At 58.1% G+C, this 23,354-nt stretch carries 18 protein-coding genes, 1 tRNA gene and 1 pseudogene; 12 read left to right on the top strand and 8 right to left on the bottom strand.

Translation table 11 applies throughout. The features are described 5' to 3' along the window. The first annotated feature begins 40 nt into the window (after positions 1 to 40). Genes HMPREF1206_RS01230 through HMPREF1206_RS01210 form a run of 5 tightly spaced genes read left to right on the top strand, consistent with a single transcriptional unit; the run spans position 41 to position 6,271 of the window. Positions 41 to 1,828, top strand: a complete 1,788-nt coding sequence (locus HMPREF1206_RS01230) for an ABC transporter ATP-binding protein (protein ID WP_042388966.1) — start codon at positions 41 to 43, stop codon at positions 1,826 to 1,828. Beyond that, complete coding sequence (locus tag HMPREF1206_RS01225) at positions 1,825 to 3,573, top strand: ABC transporter ATP-binding protein (RefSeq protein WP_016421586.1); 1,749 nt, start codon at positions 1,825 to 1,827, stop codon at positions 3,571 to 3,573. Before HMPREF1206_RS01230 ends, HMPREF1206_RS01225 begins: the two co-directional genes overlap by 4 nt. Positions 3,574 to 3,607: 34 nt before the next feature. Continuing rightward, positions 3,608 to 4,204, top strand: coding sequence for an MptD family putative ECF transporter S component (locus tag HMPREF1206_RS01220; protein ID WP_016421585.1), 597 nt, complete (start codon positions 3,608 to 3,610; stop codon positions 4,202 to 4,204). Next, positions 4,197 to 4,883, top strand: coding sequence for an energy-coupling factor transporter transmembrane protein EcfT (locus tag HMPREF1206_RS01215; protein ID WP_042388251.1), 687 nt, complete (start codon positions 4,197 to 4,199; stop codon positions 4,881 to 4,883). Before HMPREF1206_RS01220 ends, HMPREF1206_RS01215 begins: the two co-directional genes overlap by 8 nt. Next, positions 4,880 to 6,271, top strand: a complete 1,392-nt coding sequence (locus HMPREF1206_RS01210) for an ABC transporter ATP-binding protein (RefSeq protein ID WP_016421583.1) — start codon at positions 4,880 to 4,882, stop codon at positions 6,269 to 6,271. Before HMPREF1206_RS01215 ends, HMPREF1206_RS01210 begins: the two co-directional genes overlap by 4 nt. Positions 6,272 to 6,305: 34 nt before the next feature. Here the strand turns inward: HMPREF1206_RS01210 and HMPREF1206_RS01205 are convergent. Continuing rightward, positions 6,306 to 6,379, bottom strand: a tRNA-Gly gene (locus HMPREF1206_RS01205). Positions 6,380 to 6,585: 206 nt separating this feature from the next. Between HMPREF1206_RS01205 and dcd the strand changes: the two genes are divergently transcribed. After that, entirely contained in the window at positions 6,586 to 7,167 is a 582-nt protein-coding gene (gene dcd / locus HMPREF1206_RS01200; protein ID WP_042388964.1) for a dCTP deaminase, read from the top strand. Between the two features lie 188 nt (positions 7,168 to 7,355). Beyond that, positions 7,356 to 8,738: a UDP-glucose/GDP-mannose dehydrogenase family protein gene (locus HMPREF1206_RS01195; protein WP_016421581.1), complete on the top strand. Its 1,383-nt coding sequence runs from the start codon at positions 7,356 to 7,358 to the stop codon at positions 8,736 to 8,738. Here HMPREF1206_RS01195 and HMPREF1206_RS01190 read toward each other — a convergent pair. The 3 genes from HMPREF1206_RS01190 to HMPREF1206_RS01180 form a co-directional block, all read right to left on the bottom strand. Further along, positions 8,735 to 10,237 carry a YibE/F family protein gene (locus HMPREF1206_RS01190; protein ID WP_016421580.1) on the bottom strand — a complete coding sequence of 501 codons (1,503 nt, stop codon included), beginning with the start codon at positions 10,235 to 10,237 and terminating at the stop codon, positions 8,735 to 8,737. The two genes, HMPREF1206_RS01195 and HMPREF1206_RS01190, sit on opposite strands and share 4 nt — an antisense overlap. 496 nt (positions 10,238 to 10,733) lie before the next feature. Further along, complete coding sequence (locus HMPREF1206_RS01185) at positions 10,734 to 12,104, bottom strand: pyridoxal phosphate-dependent aminotransferase (RefSeq protein WP_304412132.1); 1,371 nt, start codon at positions 12,102 to 12,104, stop codon at positions 10,734 to 10,736. A gap of 147 nt (positions 12,105 to 12,251) precedes the next feature. Beyond that, positions 12,252 to 12,788: a YceI family protein gene (locus HMPREF1206_RS01180; RefSeq protein ID WP_016421578.1), complete on the bottom strand. Its 537-nt coding sequence runs from the start codon at positions 12,786 to 12,788 to the stop codon at positions 12,252 to 12,254. 138 nt (positions 12,789 to 12,926) lie between these two features. Between HMPREF1206_RS01180 and HMPREF1206_RS01175 the strand changes: the two genes are divergently transcribed. After that, the gene (locus HMPREF1206_RS01175; protein ID WP_016421577.1) at positions 12,927 to 14,051 is read left to right on the top strand and encodes a CE1758 family FMN-dependent luciferase-like monooxygenase; all 1,125 of its coding nucleotides are present in this window, start codon (positions 12,927 to 12,929) and stop codon (positions 14,049 to 14,051) included. Then, positions 14,048 to 14,453: pseudogene (locus HMPREF1206_RS01170) on the top strand (CE1759 family FMN reductase); the annotation flags it as partial. The gene HMPREF1206_RS01175 and the pseudogene HMPREF1206_RS01170, both read left to right, overlap by 4 nt. Here HMPREF1206_RS01170 and HMPREF1206_RS01165 read toward each other — a convergent pair. Further along, entirely contained in the window at positions 14,449 to 14,646 is a 198-nt protein-coding gene (locus HMPREF1206_RS01165; protein WP_016421575.1) for a hypothetical protein, read from the bottom strand. The pseudogene HMPREF1206_RS01170 and the gene HMPREF1206_RS01165 sit on opposite strands and share 5 nt — an antisense overlap. Before the next feature lie 518 nt (positions 14,647 to 15,164). Here HMPREF1206_RS01165 and HMPREF1206_RS01160 point away from each other — a divergent pair. Genes HMPREF1206_RS01160 through HMPREF1206_RS01150 form a run of 3 tightly spaced genes read left to right on the top strand, consistent with a single transcriptional unit; the run spans position 15,165 to position 17,088 of the window. Further along, positions 15,165 to 15,758 (top strand): hypothetical protein, encoded by a 594-nt coding sequence (locus HMPREF1206_RS01160; RefSeq protein WP_016421574.1) that lies wholly within the window; start codon positions 15,165 to 15,167, stop codon positions 15,756 to 15,758. 47 nt (positions 15,759 to 15,805) lie between these two features. Then, a complete protein-coding gene (locus HMPREF1206_RS01155; protein ID WP_016421573.1) occupies positions 15,806 to 16,480 on the top strand; it encodes a hypothetical protein in 675 nt (224 codons plus the stop codon). A gap of 8 nt (positions 16,481 to 16,488) precedes the next feature. Continuing rightward, entirely contained in the window at positions 16,489 to 17,088 is a 600-nt protein-coding gene (locus tag HMPREF1206_RS01150; protein ID WP_016421572.1) for a hypothetical protein, read from the top strand. A 140-nt stretch (positions 17,089 to 17,228) separates the two neighbouring features. On the opposite strand, the gene HMPREF1206_RS01145 is transcribed toward HMPREF1206_RS01150, so the two are convergent. From HMPREF1206_RS01145 to HMPREF1206_RS01135, 3 genes are all read right to left on the bottom strand, one after another. Next, entirely contained in the window at positions 17,229 to 17,882 is a 654-nt protein-coding gene (locus tag HMPREF1206_RS01145) for a response regulator transcription factor (protein WP_016421571.1), read from the bottom strand. Between the two features lie 133 nt (positions 17,883 to 18,015). Further along, positions 18,016 to 19,122, bottom strand: a complete 1,107-nt coding sequence (locus HMPREF1206_RS01140) for a histidine kinase (protein WP_222865557.1) — start codon at positions 19,120 to 19,122, stop codon at positions 18,016 to 18,018. A gap of 263 nt (positions 19,123 to 19,385) precedes the next feature. Then, positions 19,386 to 22,790, bottom strand: a complete 3,405-nt coding sequence (locus HMPREF1206_RS01135) for a heterodisulfide reductase-related iron-sulfur binding cluster (RefSeq protein WP_016421569.1) — start codon at positions 22,788 to 22,790, stop codon at positions 19,386 to 19,388. Between the last annotated feature and the right edge of the window lie 564 nt (positions 22,791 to 23,354).

The following is a 23,354-nucleotide window of genomic DNA, read 5'->3' as shown; positions in this document are numbered from 1 at the left end:
TATAGTAAGGTTAGGCATGCCTAAGAAGGATGGTGCTTACGTGAACGAAAGTGCAACGGATCAGGTTGTTGAAGGCGAGTATGGGTCGGCGAAGGAAAAATCAGTCGCTGGCCAGAACGCGATCCGTCAGCTATCGCAGCCGGTGAAAGGCAAACTGTTTATCGCGCAGGCCTTAACGTTCGCCTCTGGGGTGTTGGCTATCGCACCCTATGTGGCTTTGGTGGAGCTGGGAGCTGCGCTGATGCAAGACCGGGTGGACCCGGCGCGGGTGAACTGGATCGTGATGCTCCTTGTTTCTGCTTACATGGCGCGGTTGACTTTGTATTTTGTTGCGTTGGGCGTGACGCATTTTATTGACCTGTCGTTGCGTAATCAGATGCGTCGGCAAATTGCCGCCCGAATGTCGACTGCTCCGCTGTCGTGGTTTACCCGCGAGGGCGAAGGGAAGATCCGCAAGACCATTCAGGATGATACGGCCACGGTGCACACAGTGATCGCACACGGGCCGATCGAGAAACTGAACGCAATCGTCTCCCCGCTCGCCTTGTTGGCCTATGCGTTCGTGGTGGATTGGCGGCTCGCTCTGCTGTCGATTGCAACGATTCCGGTTTATGTGGGCATGTATGGCATGTCGATGCGAGGGATGAATGAGAAGACCGCGGAAATGGACACCAAGCTCGCTCAGGTTTCGGCAACGATGGCCGAGTTCGTTGCCGGTATCTCAGTGGTGAAAGCGTTCGGCAAGGTCGGCCAAGCACATAAAGCCTATTTAGATGCAGCTAACGAGTTTTCTAAGTTCTACCGGGCGTGGTGTATGCCGCTGGTGTCGATGTCGGTCGCCTCATTTTCGTGGGTGTCGATCCCGGTGCTGTTGATCGTGAACCTTGGCGGTGGCGCGTTGATGATGAACGCCGGTTGGGTGAGCATCTACGAGGTGATAACGACGACGTTGATCGCCTTGGTGCTGCCGGGAGCGTTGATGGCAGTCGCAACCATCGCCTGGTCTTATCAGCTCGCAGGTTCAGCGGCAGTACGGCTGGTGAATGTCATGGAGCTACCGGCGTTGAGTCAGCCCGATGCGCCACAGACACCACACGGTCATGATATCGAGATTCGGGGTGTGTCGTATGCCTATGACGACACCCAGGCATTAGACGAGGTGAGCCTGAGCATTCCGGCAGGCACGGTGACCGCGCTGGTTGGCCCGTCGGGTGCGGGGAAGTCGACGTTGGCGAGTTTAATTGCCCGCTTCGATGCCCCGGACGCTGGCACGATCACCATCGGCGGGGTTGATCTAAAGAGCATTTCCCAGGATGTGTTGTATTCGACGGTCGCATTCGTCCTGCAAGATGCACAGCTTATTCGCGACACCATCCACAACAACATTGCCCTGGGCGCGCGAGACGCAACCTTGGAGCAGGTGCGGCAGGCAGCGAGAGCAGCGCAGATCGACGAGTTCATCATGAGCCTGCCCGATGGTTACGACACTGTGTTGGGGGAGGACACCCACGTTTCGGGCGGGCAGGCAGCCCGTATCGCGATCGCCCGGGCGCTCATGGTTGATGCCCCAGTGTTGGTGCTGGACGAGGCGACGGCGATGGCGGACCCGGAATCGGAATCGAAAATCCAACAAGCTCTCTCGACTCTTGCCAAAGGCAGAACCGTGATTGTGATCGCCCACCGACTGGCCTCGATCAGAGGGGCAGACCAAATTGTCGTCATGGAACGCGGGGGCATTGCTGTGGTCGGTAAACACGACGAGCTGTTGGGTAATGCGCACTATCAGGCACTTCTTGCCCAAGGTGCATGCGAGGAGATGAAACGATGAATCAACTATTGCTGCCACGCTTTAAGCGTTTGATGGAACCCACCTCGTGGCGAGACCTCTCGGTCGGTCAAGCGTGGGGTGCGGTCTCAGGACTGTGTCACGGCTTTGCCCTGCTCGCGCTACTCCCTGCAGCAAGCGCCTTGGCGACCGGAATGCCGGTGTGGGGGCTGTCGTTTTGGGGCTGGCTCATCGCCTTGGCGGTGTTCGCGGTGCTGGGCGTGGGCACGGAGTTTTATGGCATGCGCACCGGCTATATCGGCGCGCTTGGATTCATTCACGACGTCCACCAGGCAGTAGGTAACAAAGTAGCCCGCCTACCACTGGGAGTGTTCGATTCGGGTAGCTCTGGCCGACTGTCGCGCATGGTCACCAAGGAAATGATGGACTTGGGCGAGTCGGCGGCACATTTCATTTTCTCCCTCGTCCAAAAACTCTCAGCCGTGCTCGTAGTCACTGTGGGAACCTGGTTCTGGGATTGGCGGCTGGGACTGACCTTGACGATCGCGTTCCCGATCATGCTTGCCTTCCTCCATATCTCCCGTGTGCTTCTCGATAAGGGCAAGAAGGTTTCCGAACCAGCCGAGTCAGAGTTGGCGGCTCGCATGGTCGAATTCGCCACCTGCCAAGGTGCATTGCGTTCCTGTCACGTCGCCGACGACTACCCGGCCCTTGATCAGGCTTTCGACCAGGCTGACCGCAAGGGCCGCAAAGCATTGTGGTTCGAAACACTAGCGAACCTGATTAATGGGATGTTCGTCCAAGCGCTCATTGTGGTGATGATCTGGCTCACCGCCCAACTCACCCTCGGCGGGCAGATGAATGCGCTGAACGCCTTGGTGACAATCGGCATGTGCCTGCGGTTCACCACCATGCTCCAAGACATTGGCGGAAATATATCTGGGCTGGAAGAACGCCGCCAGCAGATGAACCACGTCGACAAGGTCATGGACGCTCCCGAACTGTCCGAACCTGTCACCTCCACACCGGTGAGCGCTCCTGGTGATGTTCGCTTCGATGATGTGACCTTCGGCTACGATCCGGACACCCCGGTTCTCCGTGATTTTTCCTTCCATGTCCCGCAAGGCGGCATGTGTGCCCTGGTTGGTCCATCTGGGTGCGGGAAGACGACGATCGCCCGGTTGGTTGCACGTTTCTGGGATGTGCAGTCCGGCAGCGTGCGCGTTGGCGGGGTTGATGTGCGTGAGCAGACCACCGAAGATTTGATGCGCCAGATATCCCTGGTCTTCCAAGACGTCTACTTATTCAATGACACGCTTGAGGCCAACATTCGCCTTGGCAACCCAGAAGCTACCGATGAAGAAATCAGGTGGGCCGCTGACCTGTCGGGCGTGACGGAAATCGTCAACCGCCTCCCAGATGGCTGGAATTCATTGGCGGGCGCTGGCGGGCGTGCACTGTCAGGTGGGGAACGCCAACGAGTGTCCATCGCTCGCGCCTTGGTGAAGAAGGCCCCGATCGTGCTGTTCGATGAGGCCACCAGCGCATTGGACGCGGAAAATGAAGCCAACATTGTTGCGGCGATGAACGAGCTACGCAAGCACTCCACGCTGATCGTGATCGCCCACAAACTGGAAACCATTCGCCAAGCTGACCAAATTATTGTGCTCTCCCACGGTGGGCGTATCGCCCAGCGCGGGCCTCACGACGAGCTGGTCAACCAGCCGGGTCAATACCGCGATTTCTGGCAAGAGCGCATCAACGCAGGCGGATGGCAACTCGTCTAAACACAGCGCATATCAGCACATAAAAGGAAAAACTATGTCCACACGCACATCCTCGCGCCTCAACACGCGCGACTTCATCAACATCGGCGTCTTCACTGCCTTGATGTTCGTCATCGTGTTTGCATTCGGAATGCTCGGGTTCATCCCCGTCGCCATGTATGCCGGCTTCTTGCTTTCTATCCTCGTTAACGGCATCGTCTTTGCGCTGTTCACAGCACGCACTCCGAAGATGGGGGCATTGACCATCATGCTGATCCTCATCGAAATCCTCTTCTTCGTGACCGGCCACTGGGTGGGCGGCATCGCGATCGCCGCTGTATTCGGCCTGCTCGCCGACCTAGTCATCACCAAGGGGCCGAAGAGCGTGAAGGTTCGCGTTCCGCTGGCATACGCACTGTTTATTCTGCCGATCTACGTGTCACCGTGGATGCCGCTATTTATGAACCAAGAGGCATATATGTCGCAGATCGCCGAACAAATGGGCGCCGAGTATGCCGCGAAGATGGCCCAGGTTGTCACTATCCCGATTCTGTTGGGCTTCTTCGTCGTGATGCTCATCGTTGGCTGGCTTGCTGGTCTGTTGGGAACCAGGGTCGCGCGCAAACACTTTGAACGGGCCGGTCTTGTCTAAACTTCCCGACCCGCGCACGATTATCGTAGCGCTCGTCATCGTCTCCACCACGATCTACAGTTCCTACTCGCCGTGGTTCGTGTGTGCTCTGGGCGGATTCGCTGCCGTGATGCTGGCGAGCGCCTCGATCAACCCCAACACGCTCGTGCGCCCGAGCTGGGTGGCCGTCTACCTGGCCACGTTTGCGGTCCTCGGTGGGCTCGTTTATGTGATACCCCTGGTCTGGGAATCAACAGCCAGCGCATTCCTCGTGCTGTTTCTGCAGTGGATGTGGCGATTCAGCGTCAGCGCAGGCATGGGCGCATACGCGATCGGTGTAATCCGACCTGCCACCTTGCAAAAAGCACTAGCCAGCTCACGAATCCCGACTTGTTTGACGATCCCTATCTCAGTCGCGTTACGGGTGCTGCCCGTGATCGGCCACGAGGTTAAAGCGATCTCAGATGCGATGAAGCTTCGCGGGATGTCCGCGCTTTCCCTGCGCGCGGCCCAGTACTTCACGATCCCGCTGCTATCGACCGTGGTGCGAAGCGGGGACGAACTGGCATCTGCTGCCCTTGTACGCGGACTGGGCGGAACCGCAAAGCCTACCTCAGTCACGGTCGTGAAATTCCGGGTGGTCGACGCGGTCATTCTGCTCATCGTTATCGGCTTCGCGATATGGAGAATCACCCTATGACAACAGCCCAAGCCACCGGCGTCACCTTCACCTATCGGGGAGCAGACCACCCCTCAATCACAGACGCAACCATCACCATCACACCTGGAACCGTCACCTTGCTGTGCGGCGCGTCTGGGTCAGGGAAAACTACCGCGCTACGGCTGTTTAACGGGCTGATCCCGCACTTCCACGACGGCGACCTTACCGGAAGCGTCACAGTCGACGACATTGACGTGGCACGAGTAGATCTATCAGAGCTTGCCCACCACTGTTCGACAGTGTTTCAAAACCCGCGCACCCAGTTCTACACCACTCACGTGCGCCAAGAACTCGCCTTCGGCCCAGAAAATCTCGGCCGCGACCCGCAGGAGATTAGTGCCCGCATTGACGAGGTTGCCGCCGAGTTAGGTATCGCCGACCAGTTGGAATCCCGCGTCACACAACTGTCGGGTGGGCAGATGCAACGCGTGGCCTGCGCCGTCGCCATGTGCAACAACACGTCGCTGATCGTCTTTGACGAGCCGACCGCGAACTTGTCCGCTGACGTTATCGACCAACTCGCCACGCTCATCGCCCGGCTCAAAAAAGACGGGCACACCATCATCATCGCTGAACACCGGCTGAGTTTCCTCGCCGGGATTGTCGACCGCGTCTACTGCTTCGACAAAGGCAATATCGCCCTCACCGCAACCGGCGAAGAGTTCTACGCTACCTCGGATGAGGAGCGCAAACAGCTTGGACTGCGATCCCTTGTGCCCGTGCCCATGCCGCAGCTACCGCAACCGGCAGGAGATGGGCTCACGATCGACAACCTCACCTTCGCCTACCGCCACGGAAACACAGTCCTCAACATCGACCATGTGCTCTTCCCGGAAGGGAAAATCACTGCACTGTTGGGCCCGTGCGGGTCGGGCAAATCAACACTGGCACGGATCGTCTGCGGACTTGAAAAGGCCAAGCATACATCCATCACACTCAATGGACAGAAATTCACCAGCCGTGACTCCTACCTTGTGATGCAAGACCCTACCCGACAGTTGTTCTCGGACACAGTCATTGACGAAGTCACGCTCGGCACGACCAAAGCCGAAAAGCAACGCATCGATGCCCACGCGATCCTTGAAGAACTCGACCTTGCCGACCACGAGGCTGATCATCCCCAAGCACTCTCTGGCGGGCAACGCCAACGCCTGGTTATTGCTACAGCGCTTGCTGCGAACAAGAAAGTTTACATCTTCGACGAGCCCACGTCCGGTGTTGGCTACAAGCACCTTGTCGCGATTTCCCGGGTAATGCGTAAACTCGCTGACACTGGTGCCGTCGTCATTGTCATCACCCACGACGCTGAACTCGTTACCGAGGTCGCCGACCATAGCGTCCGCCTCGACCAAATCAACGCCTGCTAACGCAAACGCCTACTTATCATTTTCGACGTCATAGTGGAGCCGATGACGGGAATCGAACCCGCGCCGCCTGCTTGGGAAGCAGGAGTTCTACCATTGAACTACATCGGCACACAGTAGGCGGAATGATTAAAAGCACGCCACGAGATTGGCACAGTAGATGTGACATGCAGGCAATCAGTCGCCCTCTGTAACTTCAATGTAGCACTCTCGATTCGCGTCGAAAAAATTGGTTGGCAGCCGTTCCACTGAATTTAGTGGGGTTTATCCTGCAACCGACACACGCTGTGCATTACAGAGCGGTTAAGCTGGTCTATGTGTTGCTCTCAGATCGTGATATTCGTGCCGCTATCGATGCCGAAGGCTCCGACCATCTCGGCATTGATCCTTTCGACCCGAAGATGATTCAGCCTTCGTCTATCGACGTGCGCCTGGATAAGTTCTTCCGAGTCTTCAACAACTCCCAATACACGCACATCGATCCGAAGCTGCCACAGGAAGAGCTGACATCCCCACACGAGGTTCCAGAAGGGCAGCCCTTCATTCTTCACCCGGGCGAGTTCGTCCTGGCATCGACCTTGGAGTACTTCACCATTCCGCCGAATTTGGCAGGCCGTCTGGAGGGGAAGTCCTCGCTGGGGCGTCTGGGCTTGGCAACGCACTCGACAGCCGGCTTTATTGACCCAGGATTTTCTGGCCACATCACGCTGGAGCTGTCCAACGTCGCAAACTTGCCCATTGCACTGTGGCCGAACATGAAGGTCGGCCAGCTGGCGTTGTTCAAGATGTCCTCGCCGGCGGAGGTGCCTTACGGTTCCGGCAAGCTCGGTTCGAAGTACCAGGGGCAGCGCGGTCCGACGCCGTCGCGTGCGTACCTCAACTTCCGTGATGAGGAATAAGACTTCGGGACCTCGGGACATAAATGAATTGCGAATAGCCCCGAGTGAATTCTCGGTGAAGAAACGGAAACAATTGTTCGATAAAGAGTTTTCGCAGGTGGAAAGCCTAAAGATGAGCCTTTAGTTCACACCATTTAAGGGTTAAATCGGCTTGAAGGCCTTTTATCTTTCGATAAATAATAGCCCTCATGCGTATTACGGTTATTGGTACGGGTTACCTTGGTGCCACTCACGCCGCAGCAATGGCGGAGTTGGGTCACGAGGTTCTCGGCGTAGATGTTGATCCCGCCAAGATTGAGGCATTGTCCGCAGGTCAAGTTCCTTTCTTCGAGCCTGGTTTGCCCGAACTGCTGAAGAAGCACGTTGAGTCGGGGCGTCTACGTTTCACCACTGACTACGACGAGGCCGTTGAATTTGCGAACGTCCACTTTGTAGGCGTGGGAACTCCGCAGATTAAGGGCTCTTACGCTGCTGACGTTCGCTATGTGGACGCCGCTGTAACCGAATTGGCTAAGCGCGTCGTCGGCAAGCACTTGGTGTTTGGTAAGTCCACTGTGCCCGTCGGTACCGCGCCGCGCCTACAGGAACTGGCTGCGGAGATAATCAGCGAGCGCGCCGCATCTGGTGATGAGCAGTTGAAGAACACCAGCCTCGAGATCGCCTGGAACCCGGAGTTCCTGCGTGAGGGCTTCGCGGTAAAGGACACCCTGGAGCCGGACCGTGTGGTGCTGGGTGTGCAGAAGCCGGGCATGATCCTCAATGGTGCAGGTCAGGAAGTTGAATCCATCGCAGAGGACGGCCTGCGCGAGTGCTTCGGCCCCATCATCGAGCGCGAGACGCCGTTCATCGTCGCGGACACCGCCACCGCAGAGCTGGTGAAGGTGTCGGCGAACGCATTCCTCGCCACCAAGATTTCCTTCATCAACGCGGTCTCCGAAATCTGTGAGGTCACAGGTGCGGATATCACTACGCTTGCCGACGCCATCGGTATGGACGCCCGAATTGGCCGCCGCTTCCTCAATGCGGGACTGGGCTTCGGTGGCGGTTGCCTGCCGAAGGATATCCGCGCATTCATGGCCCGCGCCGGTGAGCTGGGCGTTGACCAGGCGTTGACCTTCCTGCGCGAGGTCGATGCAATTAACATGCGTCGCCGTGAAAAGACCGTTGACCTGGTGCGTGGCAGCTTCGGCGGCTCGCTGCTCGGTCACACTGTGACTGTGTTGGGTGCGGCCTTTAAGCCAAACTCAGACGATGTGCGTGACTCTCCGGCGCTGTCGATTGCCGGTTCGCTGTCTCTGGCAGGCGCTTCGGTGAGTGTTTATGACCCGCAGGCCATGGAGAATGCCAAAAAGAATTTCCCAACCTTGGAGTACGCACCGAGCATCGAAGCAGCCCTGGAAGGCTCGGAGATGGTCGTCGTCGCCACCGAGTGGCAGCAGTTCCGCGAGATCGACCCGGTAGCTGCGAAGAAGCTGGTCAAGCGCGCAGCGGTTCTCGATGGCCGCAACTGCCTGCCAGCCGACGAGTGGCGTGCCGCAGGCTGGGACGTCACCTGCCTCGGTCGCGGCTAAATGCTTGCCGCTCTCGAGCGCTTCGGGAACTTCATGCCCTCCGGCGCCACGGTATAGGCGGCGATGAGGGTGGTAATCGGCACCGCGAGTACCAAGGCCACCGCACCGATGATGGAACGCAGCAGCTCAGTGGCCACCACGTCGGAGGTCAACGACTGCATTAGCGGCCGGTCGGAGACGCTTAACAAAATCGACAGCGGCAGTGCGGTGCCGAGGTACGCCAGTACCAGCGTGTAGACCATCGACGCGATGTGGTCGCGGCCGACGCGCATTGCCGAGCGGAAGACCTCCATAGGCCGCGACCGCGGAGCTGCTTCGTAGAGCTCCTGGACGGTCGAGGCCTGGGCGATGGTGACGTCGTTAAGCACACCCAACGCGCCAATGATGAAGCCCGCCAGAAGCAAGCCCGTGACGGAGACGTCAGGCAGGTAGAGCTGAATGAGCAGGTTGTCCTCATTGCCGAGACCACGCAGCTGCGACGTCGAGATCGCGAGGTTGGCCAAGCCCGCCGCCAGCACCATCGTGGTGAGCGTCCCCGCCAGCGCGGAAGCTGACTTCCAATTGATGCCATGCACGAGGAAGAGCACCGGGAAGAGAATCGCCGCGCCCGTCGTGATAGCCAAGGCCACCGGGTCGCCGCCGCGTAGCAACGCCGGAACGAGGAATCCCATCACTGCGGCCAGCGTGATGCCGAGACCGAGGAGGCTTAAGACACCGCGGGTCATGCCGACTAGGACGATGAGCAGCACCGCCGCGCCGAGCCACAACCAGATCGTCGTGGTGCGGTCCATGTCCAGGAAGGCGTAAGTGTTGCCGATGTCAGCGGTGTCGGCAACCTGATGAGGTGCGAGGTCGACGATGTTGGTGTCGGCAACGGGAGCAGCAGGGGCAGCGGGGGTGTCTGCACCGGGCTCAGACGCTGGTTCCTGCTCGGGTGCTGGAGCCGGTGGTGCTTCGGGAACATGTTCCGGAGCCGGTGCGGGAGTCTCTGGGGCTGGTGCAGGCGCATCCTCTGCGCCCTCAGGGGCAGGCGCGGGAATAATGCCGGGAGGTGGTGCCATCAACCCAGGATCCGGCACAACACCATTGTCAAAAGCTCCGGTACCAGCCGCGTTCGGACGGTGAATTGCCAAGACGACCTTGTCGCCCTCCTTCAGCTCAATCTCGCCGGGCAAGCCGGATGCCTCCAGCAGCGTCTTCTTGCCCTCGTCCGGGCCCGAGGTCAGTTCAATGACCGAGAGCTGGCACTTCGGCGCAGCTGAGTCGTTGAGAGAAGCCGTCAGCCCTGGTCGCGGCTGGTCGTCGAAGACACGACCGTTGTCAGGCGAATTGCACGCACCGACGCTGTGCTTTACGACGGATCCTTTGACCGTCTCTGCAGCTGACGTCTGTGACTGTAGGAATCCCGGCCCCGGACTCGGAGCCTCGCCCGATGGCCAGAGCCCAATCACTGCGAGGAAAGTCGCAATGCCAGCAACTGTAAGAACTGTGGCCAGCAAGCGACGTGCTCTTGTGGGGTTGTGTCGTGGTTTCGTCAGTTTTGATTCGGCTTGTGCAGGTGCGGTTTGCGGTGCCGGTGCTGGTTTTGAATGTGCGGCAGGTTCCGCATGTCGTGCTGGGGCAGCCGAGGTTTCAGAGTTGGGTTGATTCGCGGCATTGACAGCCCGGAACCGGCCGGTAGGGGAGCCGCTGTTCGAGTTCTTCAGTACGTCGAGATGCGCACCTATGTCGGAACCCGCCGAAACGCGAAAAGGTTGCTGGTTACCAGAGTTCATTGAATCTTTTGAATGCCTGCCCACTCTTAATAACCTAATCGCTGTGCCAGCACCGGAAGGCGTACCGCCATTCCGGCGCGCCGAGCCGGGGCTATCAGCGCTATGGCCCACCTATCGATGCAATACTCACTCATCGATGCGCTCCAGTGTGGCCATAAGTGAATAGCGCATCGATATGTGAGAAGGGCAGAACCAGCAGCGTGCGCAACCTTAAGTCCTGCTACTGCTTGTAGCTGGCCAGGAAGTTACCCAGGCGCTCGATGGCTTCCTTCAGGTCGCGTGCCCAGGGCAGCGTAACAATGCGGAAGTGATCCGGGGTCGGGTAGTTGAAGCCAGAGCCGCCGACCATCAGAATCTTCTCTTCACGCAGGATGTCGAGCATCAGCTTTTCGTCGTCGTGGATTTCGTAGACGTTTGGATCCAGCTTCGGGAATGCGTACATCGCGCCCATCGGCTTCACGCAGCTCACACCCGGAATTGAGGTCAGCCCCTCGTAGGCGACATTGCGCTGCTCCAGTAGGCGACCGCCCGGCAGGACGAGGTCGTTGATGGACTGGTAGCCGCCAAGCGCGACCTGAATGCCGTGCTGAGCAGGAACATTCGGGCACAGACGAGTACTGGCCAGCAGGTTGATGCCCTCGATGAAACCCTCTGCGTGGCGCTTCGGGCCAGTCAGCACCATCCAGCCCGCGCGGTAACCGGCCACGCGGTAGGTCTTGGACAGACCGTTGAAGGTGATGCAGAGCAGATCCGGAGCCAGCGAAGCAGTGGAAATATGCTGTGCATCATCGTAGAGGATACGGTCGTAGATTTCGTCGGAAAGCAGCAGGAGTGAGTGCTCACGAGCGATATCGACGATGGCTTCGAGTGTCTGGCGTGTGTAGACCGCGCCGGTCGGATTGTTCGGGTTGATGATGACAATCGCCTTCGTGCGATCCGTCACCTTCGAGCGAATGTCTTCGACATCCGGAGCCCAGTTATTCTCCTCATCACACGTGTAGTGGACGGCCTTACCGCCGGCGAGGGTGGTTGCTGCCGTCCAGAGCGGGTAATCCGGAGCTGGAATGAGGACCTCATCGCCCTCGTTGAGCAGCGCCTGCGTGGTGATGGAAATCAGCTCGGAGACGCCGTTGCCCAGCCAGACGTCGTTGACGTCGAAACGGGGGAAATCCGGGTCCATCTCATAGCGCGTGACGACGGCACGGCGTGCGGAGTAAATACCCTTGGACTCGGAGTAGCCCTGTGCGTGGGGGAGGGCCCGGACCATGTCCTGCACGATGGTGTCAGGTGCATCAAAGCCGAACTTCGCCGGATTGCCAGTGTTGAGCATCATGATGCGGTGGCCGTCGGCCTCCATCTGCTCGGCGAGAGTAGTCACCGGACCGCGAATGTCGTAGAGGACGTTCTGCAGCTTGGAGGATTGGTCCAGTGTCTTCAGCGGAGTGCGGCGAGGTGCCTTGATGTTTCCACGACGGGCGGCAACGCGGGCGGCGCGGGACTGCTCGGCCTGAGCGGCCTGCGCAGTCTGAGCGTCCTGCGTTGTCTCGTTGGTGGTTTCGGTGCCCTGGGAAGTGTCTTTACTGGAACTCACCTGTCTAAGCATGCCACTTTTTTGCTCCCGCACCATGCTTTTCTCACAGCGGGGGCAGATTAATTGCACATTGATTGCGCAAAAGCGCCCTGCATGAGGATGCAGGACGCTTTTCTGGGGTTCTGGCTGCTGGGTTCCGGCTGCTAGTTACTGCTTGACTGCGGAGCCGTCGATCTGCAGGGAAATCTCATTGCCAAGGAGCAGGCCGCCAGTCTTAATAGGAGCGTTGTAATCGATACCGAAATCGGTGCGGTCAATCTTGGTAGCTGCCTCGAAGCCAACGCGAGTCTGACCCCATGGGTCTTCAGCGGAGCCGAAAATGTCGACATCCAGGGTGACCGGCTTGGTAATACCGTTGATGGTCAGGTCGCCGGTAACGGTGGCCTTTTCTTCGCTCTGGAGCTCGATAGCGGTGGAAACGAACTCGAAGGTCGGGTTTTCGTCGGTGCCGAAGAAGTCCTTCGAGCGCAGGTGGTTGTCGCGCTCTTCATTGTTGGTGTTGATGGAGTTCGCCTGAATGGTCGCCTTTGCCGTGGAATTCTCCGGCTTGTCGGCATCAAAATTAATAACGGACTCAAACTCAGTGAACTGACCGTGGACCTTAGTGATCATAGCGTGACGAACGGTGAATCCAACGGTGGAGTGCTGTGCATCAAGAACGTAGTTACCAGACTGAAGAGCCATAGTGAATCTCCTAAAAGTTAAAAGTATCTCGAATGTTTCGAAGTATTTTTGTCCGCCGGAACCAACTCCCGGTGTTGACGTGTCAACTATAAGCCGGTGAGGGATGACGTGTCAACAAAAAGGTCTTAATATGGAGCCATGCAATTCGGAGTTTTTACAATTGGCGACGTCACAAAAGATCCCACGACCGGACAAATCCCTACTGAACATGAGCGAATTAAGGCAACTGTCGCGCTAGCGAAGAAGGCTGAAGAGGTTGGCCTCGATGTCTTTTCTACCGGCCAGCACCACAATCCACCGTTTGTGGCCCCGGCGAACCCGCCGATTCTGCTGGCAAACCTCGCAGCGCAGACCGAAAATCTGATTCTGTCGACCTCGACAACGCTGATTACCACCACCGACCCCGTGCGCATCGCCGAGGATTACGCCTACCTCCAGCACCTTTCCGAAGGCCGCATGGATCTCATGATGGGCCGCGGCAACACCGGGCCGGTTTATCCGTGGTTTGGCAAGGATATCCGCAAGGGGATTCCGCTGGCCATTGAGAATTACCACCTATTGCGCACCCTTTGGCGTGAGGAAAATGTGGATTGGCAAGGTCAATTCCGCACTCCGCTGCAGTCCTTTACGTCCACTCCGCGTCCGCTCGACGGGGTAGCGCCTTTCGTGTGGCATGGCTCAATCCGGTCCACCGAGATTGCTGAGCAGGCCGCCTTCTATGGGGACGGCTTCTTCCATAACCACATTTTCTGGAATATCGAGCACACCACAGCCATGGTCAATCTCTACCGCCAGCGCTTTGAGCACTACGGTCATGGTGCTGCTGATCAGGCAATTGTCGGACTTGGTGGGCAGGTCTTCGCCGCTGAGACGGAGAAGAAAGCCAAGGAAATTTTCCGCCCCTACTTCGACAATGCCCCGGTCTATGGACATGGGCCATCGTTGGAAGAATTCGAGAACATCACTCCACTGACCGTCGGCACGCCTGAGCAAATCATCGAACGTTACCTGGGCTATGCAGATGCCGTTGGTGACTACCAGCGCCAGCTTTTCCTCATCGATCACGCCGGCCTGCCGCTGGAGATGGCGTTGGAGCAGGTTGAGATCCTGGGAACCGAAATCGTTCCGGTCCTGCGTGAAGAGTTCGAGCGCCGCCGTCCGGCACACGTGCCCTCCGACCCGCCGACGCACGCCTCGCTCGTCGCCGAAGGCGCAGATTCCCCGCACCTGCTGGTCCGCCCGGCGGAAAGGAATCAGCAGTGAGAAAGCTTGTCGTAGTAAGCGCTGGCGTTTCCGACCCATCGACCACGCGCATCCTCGCGAATCGCATCGCGGAAGCTGTTGACGTGCAGGTCTCCAAGCGCGGCGAAGGTCTCGAGATCGAGTACATTGAGCTGCGCGAACTCGCTGTCAGTCTCGGCACTGTGATGTCCACAGGGCTTTACGACGAAAAATTGCGCACCGCCCTCGATACTGTCAGCTGTGCTGATGGGTTGATTGCCGCGACCCCAGTGTTCGCGGCATCCTACTCGGGGGCTTTTCAAGATGTTTTTCGACGCCCTGGATAAGGATGCGCTGACCTCCATGCCGGTCATTATTGCTGCGACGGCTGGCACAGCGCGGCATTCATTGGTGCTGGAGTATGCGATGCGTCCGCTGTTTAGCGGCACCACGGAAGGTTGTAGTAGTCGCAAGAGAAGGTATCGGAAAGAGCGTATTCCTTGACCTGTAGTTCATCGCTGCTGGTTGCGGTTGTCGGTGCAGCGGTAGCGGCAGCGGCCGGGGTGCCGGTCAGCGCGCCTAGGGAAAGTGCTGCGGATGCAATGGTGGTAGCAAGAACAGAAGAGCGTCGAAACATTAGGTAGTACTCCGAAAGATATCTGCCTCGGCAAAGTGTCAGGGCTTTGTGGACTGCCGGACTTCGCCAGTGATTAATAAAGAAATCATAACTATTTAATCAAGAGTGTGAAGCGTGAGGGGCCCTTCGTCTGCCCGCTCCCGGGGGTGGCCATTCGGCTACTCTATGGTGTCTTTATGTAGGTGGGGTAGTGGCCGAAATGTTGATTGCCCAATATCAAGTGGTCGACCAAGGCATTTTTGAATTGGTTCAAAAGGCGTAGTTCTAATGCGATTAAATTAATCGCTGAAATCTTATTGTGGCGCTCATAATCACTGGTCAAACGCTGTTATATACCGTATTTTCGCAAGGTAGAAATCGGTGGGATTCCATTTTTACTATGTGGATAATCGCTGTGGCCGTCGTAAAGCGAGTCGAAAATTTTCCATTACAAAAGGCTGAATTTCGACTTACCTTAGCAGGTGTTAGTTCAAGTATTTCCTTACGAGTTGCTCGTCACACCCTGAAAGGATTTCGCCGTGAAGAAGACCCTGCTCTCCGGCTCCATTGCAGCCCTGGTTACCATGTCCTCGCTGGCTGTCGCCCCGATGGCCGAAGCTGCCCCAGCCCCCACCCCGGGCACCGTCGGTGGCACTTGCTCCGTTGAAGGCCAGTCCGGCCAGTCTCTGAAGATCACCGGCTCGAAGTTCGAGGTCGAAGGTACCGCCACCGTCGCTAACTACGGCGATACCGACCTGCCGCTGACCCAGACCCTCAAGGAAGGCAAGACCAAGTCCTGGAACGTCGGCGGTTCGGTCGACTTCGACCTGCTCAAGCTCTTCCATGTCACCTTCAGCGCCGGCTACCAGTCCACTCAGACCTGGGAAGTTGGCCAGACCCTCGGCCCGTACCCGGTCAAGCCGGGCTACACCGGTGTTCTGGAGTATGGCTTCCTGAACCAGTCCTTCGAAGGCACTCACCTGACCTGCAAGGGTGGAAAGTGGATTGACGCAGGTCGTCCGTACTGGGGCACCATCCCGAAGGAGCGTCACATTCGCGTTTCCATGCGCGCCAACGAAGCTGATCGCTCCGTGGACGGTGCTGCTCCGCAGGTCAAGGAGTACGCCGTCTAAGACGGGCTGAGCCTCTTTAAGACCTCGAAGTAGAAGGAAGTTTCTCCATGTTGAGCCTGAAAAAGAAGGCCCTGGCCTGCGCGGTGATGGGTGCAAGTCTTCTTGCACCAGGCATCGTCGGACAGGTCGCGGCGACCCCGCTGACCCAGACCCCCGACCAGGATGAGCACCACACCGGTTTCACCAATACGGATAAATGTGACCCGGTCAAGGATGCCAAGCGTCACCCCTGGGAACAGTGGATTACCGACGAATGGGACCGCTACAACGGCACTAACTCATTCACCAACCGCACTGACCGCCCGATTCAGTACACCCTCGAGGTGACAGAGGGGGTCAACGAGTCCGTGAAGGCCATGAGCTCCGGAAATATGTGGGACGTGTTCCTCCACGGGGTGAAGAACAAGTACGGCATCGTCGAGGTCAGTCAGTGGTCGGTTGGCGACAAGCTGGGCCCGGTGACCGTCAACCCTGGTGAGACCGTTCGCGCAGACTACGGCGTGCACATGAAATCCTTTATTGGCCGTGTCCGCACCTGCGATCAGAAGACCGGCCTGTGGCGCGGTGAGCCCTACTTCGGTGAGTACAACGGCAAGGGGCCGTCGACTCGCTTCGTGGTCTGGCACAAGACCACCAAGGAGGGCGAGCACCGTCAGCAGTGGGCGCCTGTCAGCGGCAACTCCGGTGACGGCGGCCCGGCATCCGCCACGATTAACGACTAGGAGCAGTTATGAAAAAGCGTGTTGTCGCCATGTGCTTGACGACGGTCTTTGCGCTCGGACTCGGTGCTCCGACAGCGGTGGCCGCCCCGAATCCAGGAGCCGGTGAACCGTTCGCGCCGGAGGAGTGGGTACCAGTGCCCAAGCCGGCGGCAGTTGACCGCGGTCCGGCACCGGGAACCACTTGTGAAGCTCCGGGTTCGGTGGCTGAGTTCGTGGAAATCACCGGCTCTCGCTACGACGTTGAGGGCGTTGTTTCTACGAAGAATGACATCGGTGATGAGCCGATTCCGCTGACGCAGACCATCAAGGAGTCCAAGACCAAGAAGTGGTGGACCAATATCTCTGTCAGTGTGAAGGTCAGCAAGGAGCTCAACCGCAAGTACTCCTGGGAATACTCCCGAGAGATGGTTTGGAGCCTCGGGCAGAAGATCGGGCCATACGAAGTACGCAAGGGTGAAACTGGTCGTCTGAGCTGGGGATTCCTGGTTGACGAGTTCGCCGGACAGACTGTTCGCTGCAACGCCAACTCGAAGACGTGGGAGCCAATTGGGCGCACCTACTTCGGTGTGGCTCCGCGCGAGCGACATGTCGAGGTGACCATCCAGTAGTTACACAGTTCTCTCTCCACACTCAGCACGGGTAAAAGGGGCATATTCGCGAAAGTGAATATGCCCCTTTTTGCTATCCATCTCGGGCCTGCAAAGGCTCAATTCAGAGCCGCTAACCGGCCAAATCTCAGAGCCCCTGGTTATTCTGCGGCAGCGGATGCCGGCGGGTGGAAGCCTGCGTCTATTGCTTTCAGCGCCAGGTCCAGGCGAGAGGTAGCTCCAAACTTATTGAACATGCTGGAGAGGTGCTTCTTGATAGTGCCCGGCGACTTGCCGAGTTCCTTGGCGATGTCGTGGTTTGACTTACCGCGGCAGATCAGGCCGAGAACCTCTCGCTCGGCTTGAGTGATCTTGTACGAGGAAATGTTGCGGGACGGCAGGGTTTTAATCAGCCGAGTCGCAGAAATCGGTGAGATGACGGTGCCGCCCTGGAAAACATCTTCAACGGTGCCAATGACGGATTCCGGGCGGGCAGTTTTGAGAATGTAGCCATTTCCGCCGAGACTCAAGATTTTCAGCATTGTTTCATCGGTATCAAATGAGGTGATAGCGATGAATTTCGGTGGATTCTCCACCTTCTTAATGCGCTCAAGTAGCTCAACGCCGTCCATGTTAGGCATATGAATATCGGTCAAAACTACGTCAACGCCACCACGGGCAATAATGTTGAGAGCCTCGTGGCCATCGCTGGCTTCATCGACCACGGTGATATGCGGTGCCTTCTTGAAATAGGTTCGCAGCGTCGAGAGTACAAGTGGGTCGTCATCGACAATGAGAACCTTAATGTCAGACATCCGCGAACCTTTCATAGAAGTTATAAAAACCGAACAATATCTGTCATCGTGTGATATTACTACGCTAACCAGGACTTTTCGAGAGATATCTTCGTCACAGGCGGCTACTACATCAATCTTACGCTAGCGTAACCTACTGGTTGGTAGGTGGCATGTGGAGTTTGCAATTCCACACATTTCCTTCTCGTTCTGACGTGATGGAACCGTCCCACGGTCGCACTCGCCGATGCAGTGAGGAAAGCCCCAAACCGCTCGAGAGCATCGCCCGCGGCAGAAAATGCGGTAGCGCCTTCGATATCTGATTGCTGATGTCGAGCGTGAAGCCATCTTCCTCATTGCTCAGCGCCAGAATGTGAACGTTCGTTTGCGGTTCGCCGTACTTCTGAATGTTCGTGCAGAACTCCGACAGCGCCGGCGAGATAACCTCTGAAATCTGCGTCAAAGAGGGCTCGGTTTCAATCTTCGTGGCCAGCGAAACGTTAAACCCAGCTTCCTGCAGTTCATCCTTGGCCTGTTGGAGCACCTTGTTCATGCTGGGAACTCGCTCATCCTGGCCGATAGCTGAGGTCAAAGAACTCTCGTCGTCAGCTGATTTCAGCAATGAAAGCAACTGGCGAAGCTGTAGCAGGCCTTCTCGGGAGGTCTCTGCGATGTCCTCCAGGGATTCTTCAAGTTTTTCATCGGTCCCTTCTCGCTCGATGGCGAGCGCCTGCGCCAGCATGGTTACGCGAGTAAAGGACTTGGCAGTGGAGTCGTGCAGTACGGTCGCCAACTCAAGGCGTTGCTCTTCCAGAGCGCGGTTAGATTCAATCGTTGCCCGCCGGCGTTGTTCTTTGTAGCGACTGCGCATCATGCCGATGGCGTAGGCAATTACAAAAAGCAGTGTTGTCACAAAGGTCGCGACATGGTCACGTGCGAAAGTACTTGTGTTGACGTCGTAGTTTGAGATCACCAACAAGAGCAACGCAGTGATTCTCGCCGGCATCTTGTTGTTGTTAGCACGCATCACTTCCACGATGAGAAGCGCGCAGAAAATCTGCATTGGAGCCTGCTCTGTGGGAAGGAAAGTCAATGCCAAGAAATTCGCTGGGACAACCACCATGGCAAAAAGTGGCAGATAGGTCGCCACTGCAACAAGAATGACCTGAAGGCCACCGATAATGGTCGGCAACAACAGATCAGAGTTGCTCTCGCGGAAAATTAGCGCATCGAGAGCCGTGAGAACCAGCGCAATGACCATCTCCACTGACCCCGGAGTCCTCAGAAAGTCCCTTATCTGTGACAGCGATTTCTTAATCACTACGCCAAGACCTCTTTCCACACCACAACGCGGTCATCTCTAACGGGATGCAGTAATCAATATGCAGTAATCAATATATTGTCAGTGCGGTTGAGAGTGCCATTTGCATGATTAATGCCGTGGCGCAGGGGTCGTCGTAAAGCACAAAAAATCCGCCCGGGAAGAATAACCTCTCGGGCGGATTCTGGCTTACTTAGCGAGCGTTACTTACGTCGCGCCGATCCTGGCAGCGGAACTCCGTGCTGGTTGCGCGGAAGGTTCTTAGCGCTTGCCGACGGTGCCTGCGTCTCCTCGGCAGGAGCATCAGCGGCCTGCTCGGTGGAAGTAGCACCTTCCGCCGACTGCTGTTCGGTAACCTCTGGCTGAGCAGGAGCCTCCTCTGCCTCTGGCTGCGCCGGAGCCTCCTGAACTTCGGTTTCCTCGACTGCCGGGGCAGGGGCGCTAGCGACTGGCTTGGCCTTGCGTGCGCCACCTGGGATTGGAGCGCCCTTGCGTGCGCCGCCCGGAACCGGAGCACCGGATGCGGTCTTCGGCTGCTCAGCTGCTGGCTGCTCGGACTCGGTGGCCGCTACTTCAGCAGCGGCTTCCTCGGCGGGAGCGGTTTTCTCGGCCTTCGGCTTCGCGGCCGGAGCTGCCTTCTTAGCGCCACCCGGAACCGGAGCGCCCTTGCGTGCGCCACCCGGAATCGGAGCGCCCTTCGTTGCCTTCGGAGCCTCAGTCGGAGCTTCGGTTTCTGCAGCTGCTGGCTCTGCCTGCGCGGCCGGTTTAGCGGCCTTGGCGCCGCCCGGAACTGGAGCGCCCTTCTTGGCGCCGCCTGGAACCGGGGCACCGCCCTTGGCACCGCCTGGCTTCGGAGCGCCGCCCGGAGCTGGAGCACCCTTCTTGGCACCGCCTGGGGTCGGGGCGCCGCCCTTTGCACCACCTGGAACCGGTGCGCCGGCCTTGGCACCGCCTGGCTTCGGAGCGCCACCCGGAGCAGGAGCACCCTTCTTGGCGCCACCCGGAGTTGGTGCGCCGGCCTTGGCACCGCCTGGCTTTGGAGCACCACCTGGAGCTGGAGCGCCCTTCTTGGCACCACCTGGGGTCGGTGCGCCGCCCTTGGCGCCACCCGGCTTCGGAGCACCACCCGGCTTCGGAGCACCACCCGGCTTCGGAGCACCACCCGGCTTCGGAGCACCACCCTTGGCAGCAGCGCCTGCAGCAGCACCAGCAGCTGCGGCACCAGCGCCGGCAGCGGAAGCCTTCTCTGCCTTCTTCTTCTCGGCAGCCTCAGCCTTCTTGCGCTTAGCTTCCTCTTCCTCGAGGCGCTGACGCTCTTCCTCTTCAGCCTTCTTTGGATCGACCCAGCCACGCTCCGGCTGCTCAATCCACTCCGGTTCGCGTGCCTGCGGCAGCTCGCCGTCGACCTTCACGGAGTCGCGGAGCATCTGGGCGATGTCCAGGACCTCCGGCTTCTTCTCGTCGTCCTCGATGACGTTGTTGACGCCATCGTTCATCATCGTCTTACAGAACGGGCAGCCGATGGCAATTGCCTCAGCGCCGGTTCCGACAGCCTCTTCGGTGCGGTTTACGTTGATGCGCTGACCGATGGTCTCTTCCATCCACATGCGAGCGCCACCAGCACCACAGCAGAAGCCGGTGTTCTTATTACGAGGCATTTCGACGAGGTTGGCGCCGGACGCGCCAATCAGCTCACGCGGAGCCTCGAATATCTTGTTGTGGCGGCCCAGGAAGCATGGGTCGTGGTAGGTGACCTGGCGGCCCTGACCCGAAGCAACCGGCTGCAGGCGGTTAGCACGAACCAGCTTGTTCAGCAGCTGGGTGTGGTGGACAACTTCGTACTGTCCACCCAGCTCCGGGTACTCGTTCTTGAAGGTGTTGAAGCAGTGCGCACAGGTGACGACAATCTTGCGCTGCTTCGGCGGCACACCGTCGAAGACCTCGTCGAGCTGCTCGATGTTCTGCTCAGCCAACACCTGGAAGAGGAACTCGTTACCAGCACGGCGAGCGGAGTCGCCAGTACAACCCTCGGCCTGGGAGAGCACAGCGTACTTCACACCTGCGGTGTAAAGCATCTCTGCAACAGCCTTGGTGGTCTTCTTCGCATTGTCGTCGTAAGCACCGGCACAACCGACCCAGAACAGGTACTCGGTGTCGTCGAAGCTCTCGACATCCTCGCCCCAAATCGGGACAACGACGCCGTCCTTGCGGACCTCATTAATCCAGTCGGCACGAGTGGAAGCGTTCTGGCCCCACGGGTTGCCCTTGGTTTCAAGGTTCTTGAACAGGCCAGCCAGCTCGGTCGGGAAGTCCGACTCAACCAGAACCTGGTAACGACGCATATCGACGATGTGGTCGATGTGCTCAATGTCAACCGGGCACTGCTCCACACAGGCACCACAGTTGGTGCAGGACCACAGAACGTCCTGGTCGATGATGCCCTCATCGCCGTCGCCAACCAGTGGCTTGGTCAGGAGTGCTGCGCCAGCGCCTTCGCCCTCGCGAGCGGTTTCGATGGTCTCGCCAGCCAACAGGTACGGGGCAGAAGCGTAAGCGTGGTCACGCAGCTGGTTAACCAGCAGCTTCGGGGACAGCGGCTTGGAAGTGTTCCAGGCCGGGCACTGCTCCTGGCAGCGACCACACTCGGTACAAGAGGTGAAGTCCAGCAGAGCCTTCCAGGAGTGGTCGGTGACCACACCGGTACCCATGGAGTCAACCTCCGGGTCAGCCTCTTCCAGGTTCAGGATCTCGCCGTTAGAGGTCATCGGCTTAGCCCCAGCGAGGGCGTTGTAGCCATCAGCGTTGCGCTTGAGCAGGATGTTGGCGAACGCCAGGAAGCGGTGCCATGCGACACCCCAAGTGAGGTTGCGGCCAACAACGAAGAGCCAGACCATACCGGACAGCAGCTTAATCAGCGCGAAGATGGACACCATGACTTCGGAGGCCGGCAGAATCTGTGCGATACCACCGGTGACGAAGTTCGCCCAGGTCCAGACCTCGGCGCCAGTGTGACCGTGGTCGCCGTAGGTAGCCAGCTTGGCAGCCTTGACGAACATCATGCCCAGGCCCTCGATGAGGACGACGGCCTCAACGAAGTAGGCAGCCTTGGCGTTGGATCCGTAGAAGCGGCTCAGACGCTCCTTGCCCAGGTTGGTCTGGCGGACGAGAATCAGTGCCAGGATGCCCAGGGTGGTGCCCAGGCCGAGCAGTTCGTCGATGAAGTGCCAGGCCGTCAGATTCCTGAGGATTGGCCAACCACCGGCTGGCCAGAAGGTCTGAATGTACGCCTCGAACCACACTAGGGAACCGAGGAGGAAGCCCACCATGACGAACCAGTGAGCCACAGCAACGCCGGGCTTCTTGGCCATCTTGGTGTGACCGACGATCTCTCGGATCATGGTCCAAATACGGGTTCCCCATTCACCGGTGTGACCGTACGTCTTTTGGCCCACCATGATGGTCTTCACCATATGGGTGAATCCCTTAATAAAGATGAACCAGCAGGGCAGGGACAACAGGACGCCAATAACGCCGACTGCGACGGTGAATCCGGTAGATTCCGGAATCGCCGTGTCAGCCGTCGCCGCGGCGAGGTTGAGCACGCTCATAATGTTCCTTCTAGGCTGGCTCAGCCAGGGTGATGGCTGAGTGAAAATAGTTCTCTTGTGAGTTCTATCACGAGCCGCGGACGCTTACCTAACTAATGTGCAAAATAGTGCTGAATTCATCGATACACGGTGTAACCAGCGGTTATTTGACGAATTACGCAAAAAAATCGTTGTTTTATTCGAGAGGGTTTCGACGGGTTTTAACGCCTTCGCTTAACGACGGCGCGCGGCACTTTCGTCGTCACGCTTTTATGGGCGGAAGTGGCGGCGGCGTTGCGTGTATGTAGTTGTCGAGTGTTGCCGATTCGATGTTTTGCGGACGCATTGTGGGGGTAGTGCCGGAGTGTCGGGGCGGGACTGTGTCGCGAGACGGAGGGGGTGCTCGGTGGTGTGTTGGCCTTCGAAAATTGACTGAAGCAGACATGTATTCACATGCGTTACATTCTTAACATAAATAACAATAGTGACTTCTGTACCTGTGTTTTGGTGGATAATTTGCTATTGGATCCCGGGATTTGCTGGCAGTTAACGAAAAAGTCATTAAATGTAACTCACTTTTATGAA

Origin of the sequence: Corynebacterium sp. HFH0082 (genome assembly GCF_000411235.1) — a bacterium.
Taxonomy (GTDB): domain Bacteria; phylum Actinomycetota; class Actinomycetes; order Mycobacteriales; family Mycobacteriaceae; genus Corynebacterium; species Corynebacterium jeikeium_D.
This window is presented reverse-complemented; position numbering and strand designations above follow the sequence as displayed.

Coding starts and splice junctions, on each gene's coding strand:
- HMPREF1206_RS01220 (WP_016421585.1), top strand. CDS start 3,608: ATGTCCACACGCACATCCTCGCGCCTCAACACGCGCGACTTCATCAAC.
- HMPREF1206_RS01165 (WP_016421575.1), bottom strand. CDS start 14,646: ATGTTTCGACGCTCTTCTGTTCTTGCTACCACCATTGCATCCGCAGCA.
- HMPREF1206_RS01225 (WP_016421586.1), top strand. CDS start 1,825: ATGAATCAACTATTGCTGCCACGCTTTAAGCGTTTGATGGAACCCACC.
- HMPREF1206_RS01150 (WP_016421572.1), top strand. CDS start 16,489: ATGAAAAAGCGTGTTGTCGCCATGTGCTTGACGACGGTCTTTGCGCTC.
- HMPREF1206_RS01135 (WP_016421569.1), bottom strand. CDS start 22,790: ATGAGCGTGCTCAACCTCGCCGCGGCGACGGCTGACACGGCGATTCCG.
- HMPREF1206_RS01210 (WP_016421583.1), top strand. CDS start 4,880: ATGACAACAGCCCAAGCCACCGGCGTCACCTTCACCTATCGGGGAGCA.
- HMPREF1206_RS01155 (WP_016421573.1), top strand. CDS start 15,806: ATGTTGAGCCTGAAAAAGAAGGCCCTGGCCTGCGCGGTGATGGGTGCA.
- HMPREF1206_RS01195 (WP_016421581.1), top strand. CDS start 7,356: ATGCGTATTACGGTTATTGGTACGGGTTACCTTGGTGCCACTCACGCC.
- HMPREF1206_RS01140 (WP_222865557.1), bottom strand. CDS start 19,122: ATGGTCATTGCGCTGGTTCTCACGGCTCTCGATGCGCTAATTTTCCGC.
- HMPREF1206_RS01175 (WP_016421577.1), top strand. CDS start 12,927: ATGCAATTCGGAGTTTTTACAATTGGCGACGTCACAAAAGATCCCACG.
- HMPREF1206_RS01145 (WP_016421571.1), bottom strand. CDS start 17,882: ATGTCTGACATTAAGGTTCTCATTGTCGATGACGACCCACTTGTACTC.
- HMPREF1206_RS01180 (WP_016421578.1), bottom strand. CDS start 12,788: ATGGCTCTTCAGTCTGGTAACTACGTTCTTGATGCACAGCACTCCACC.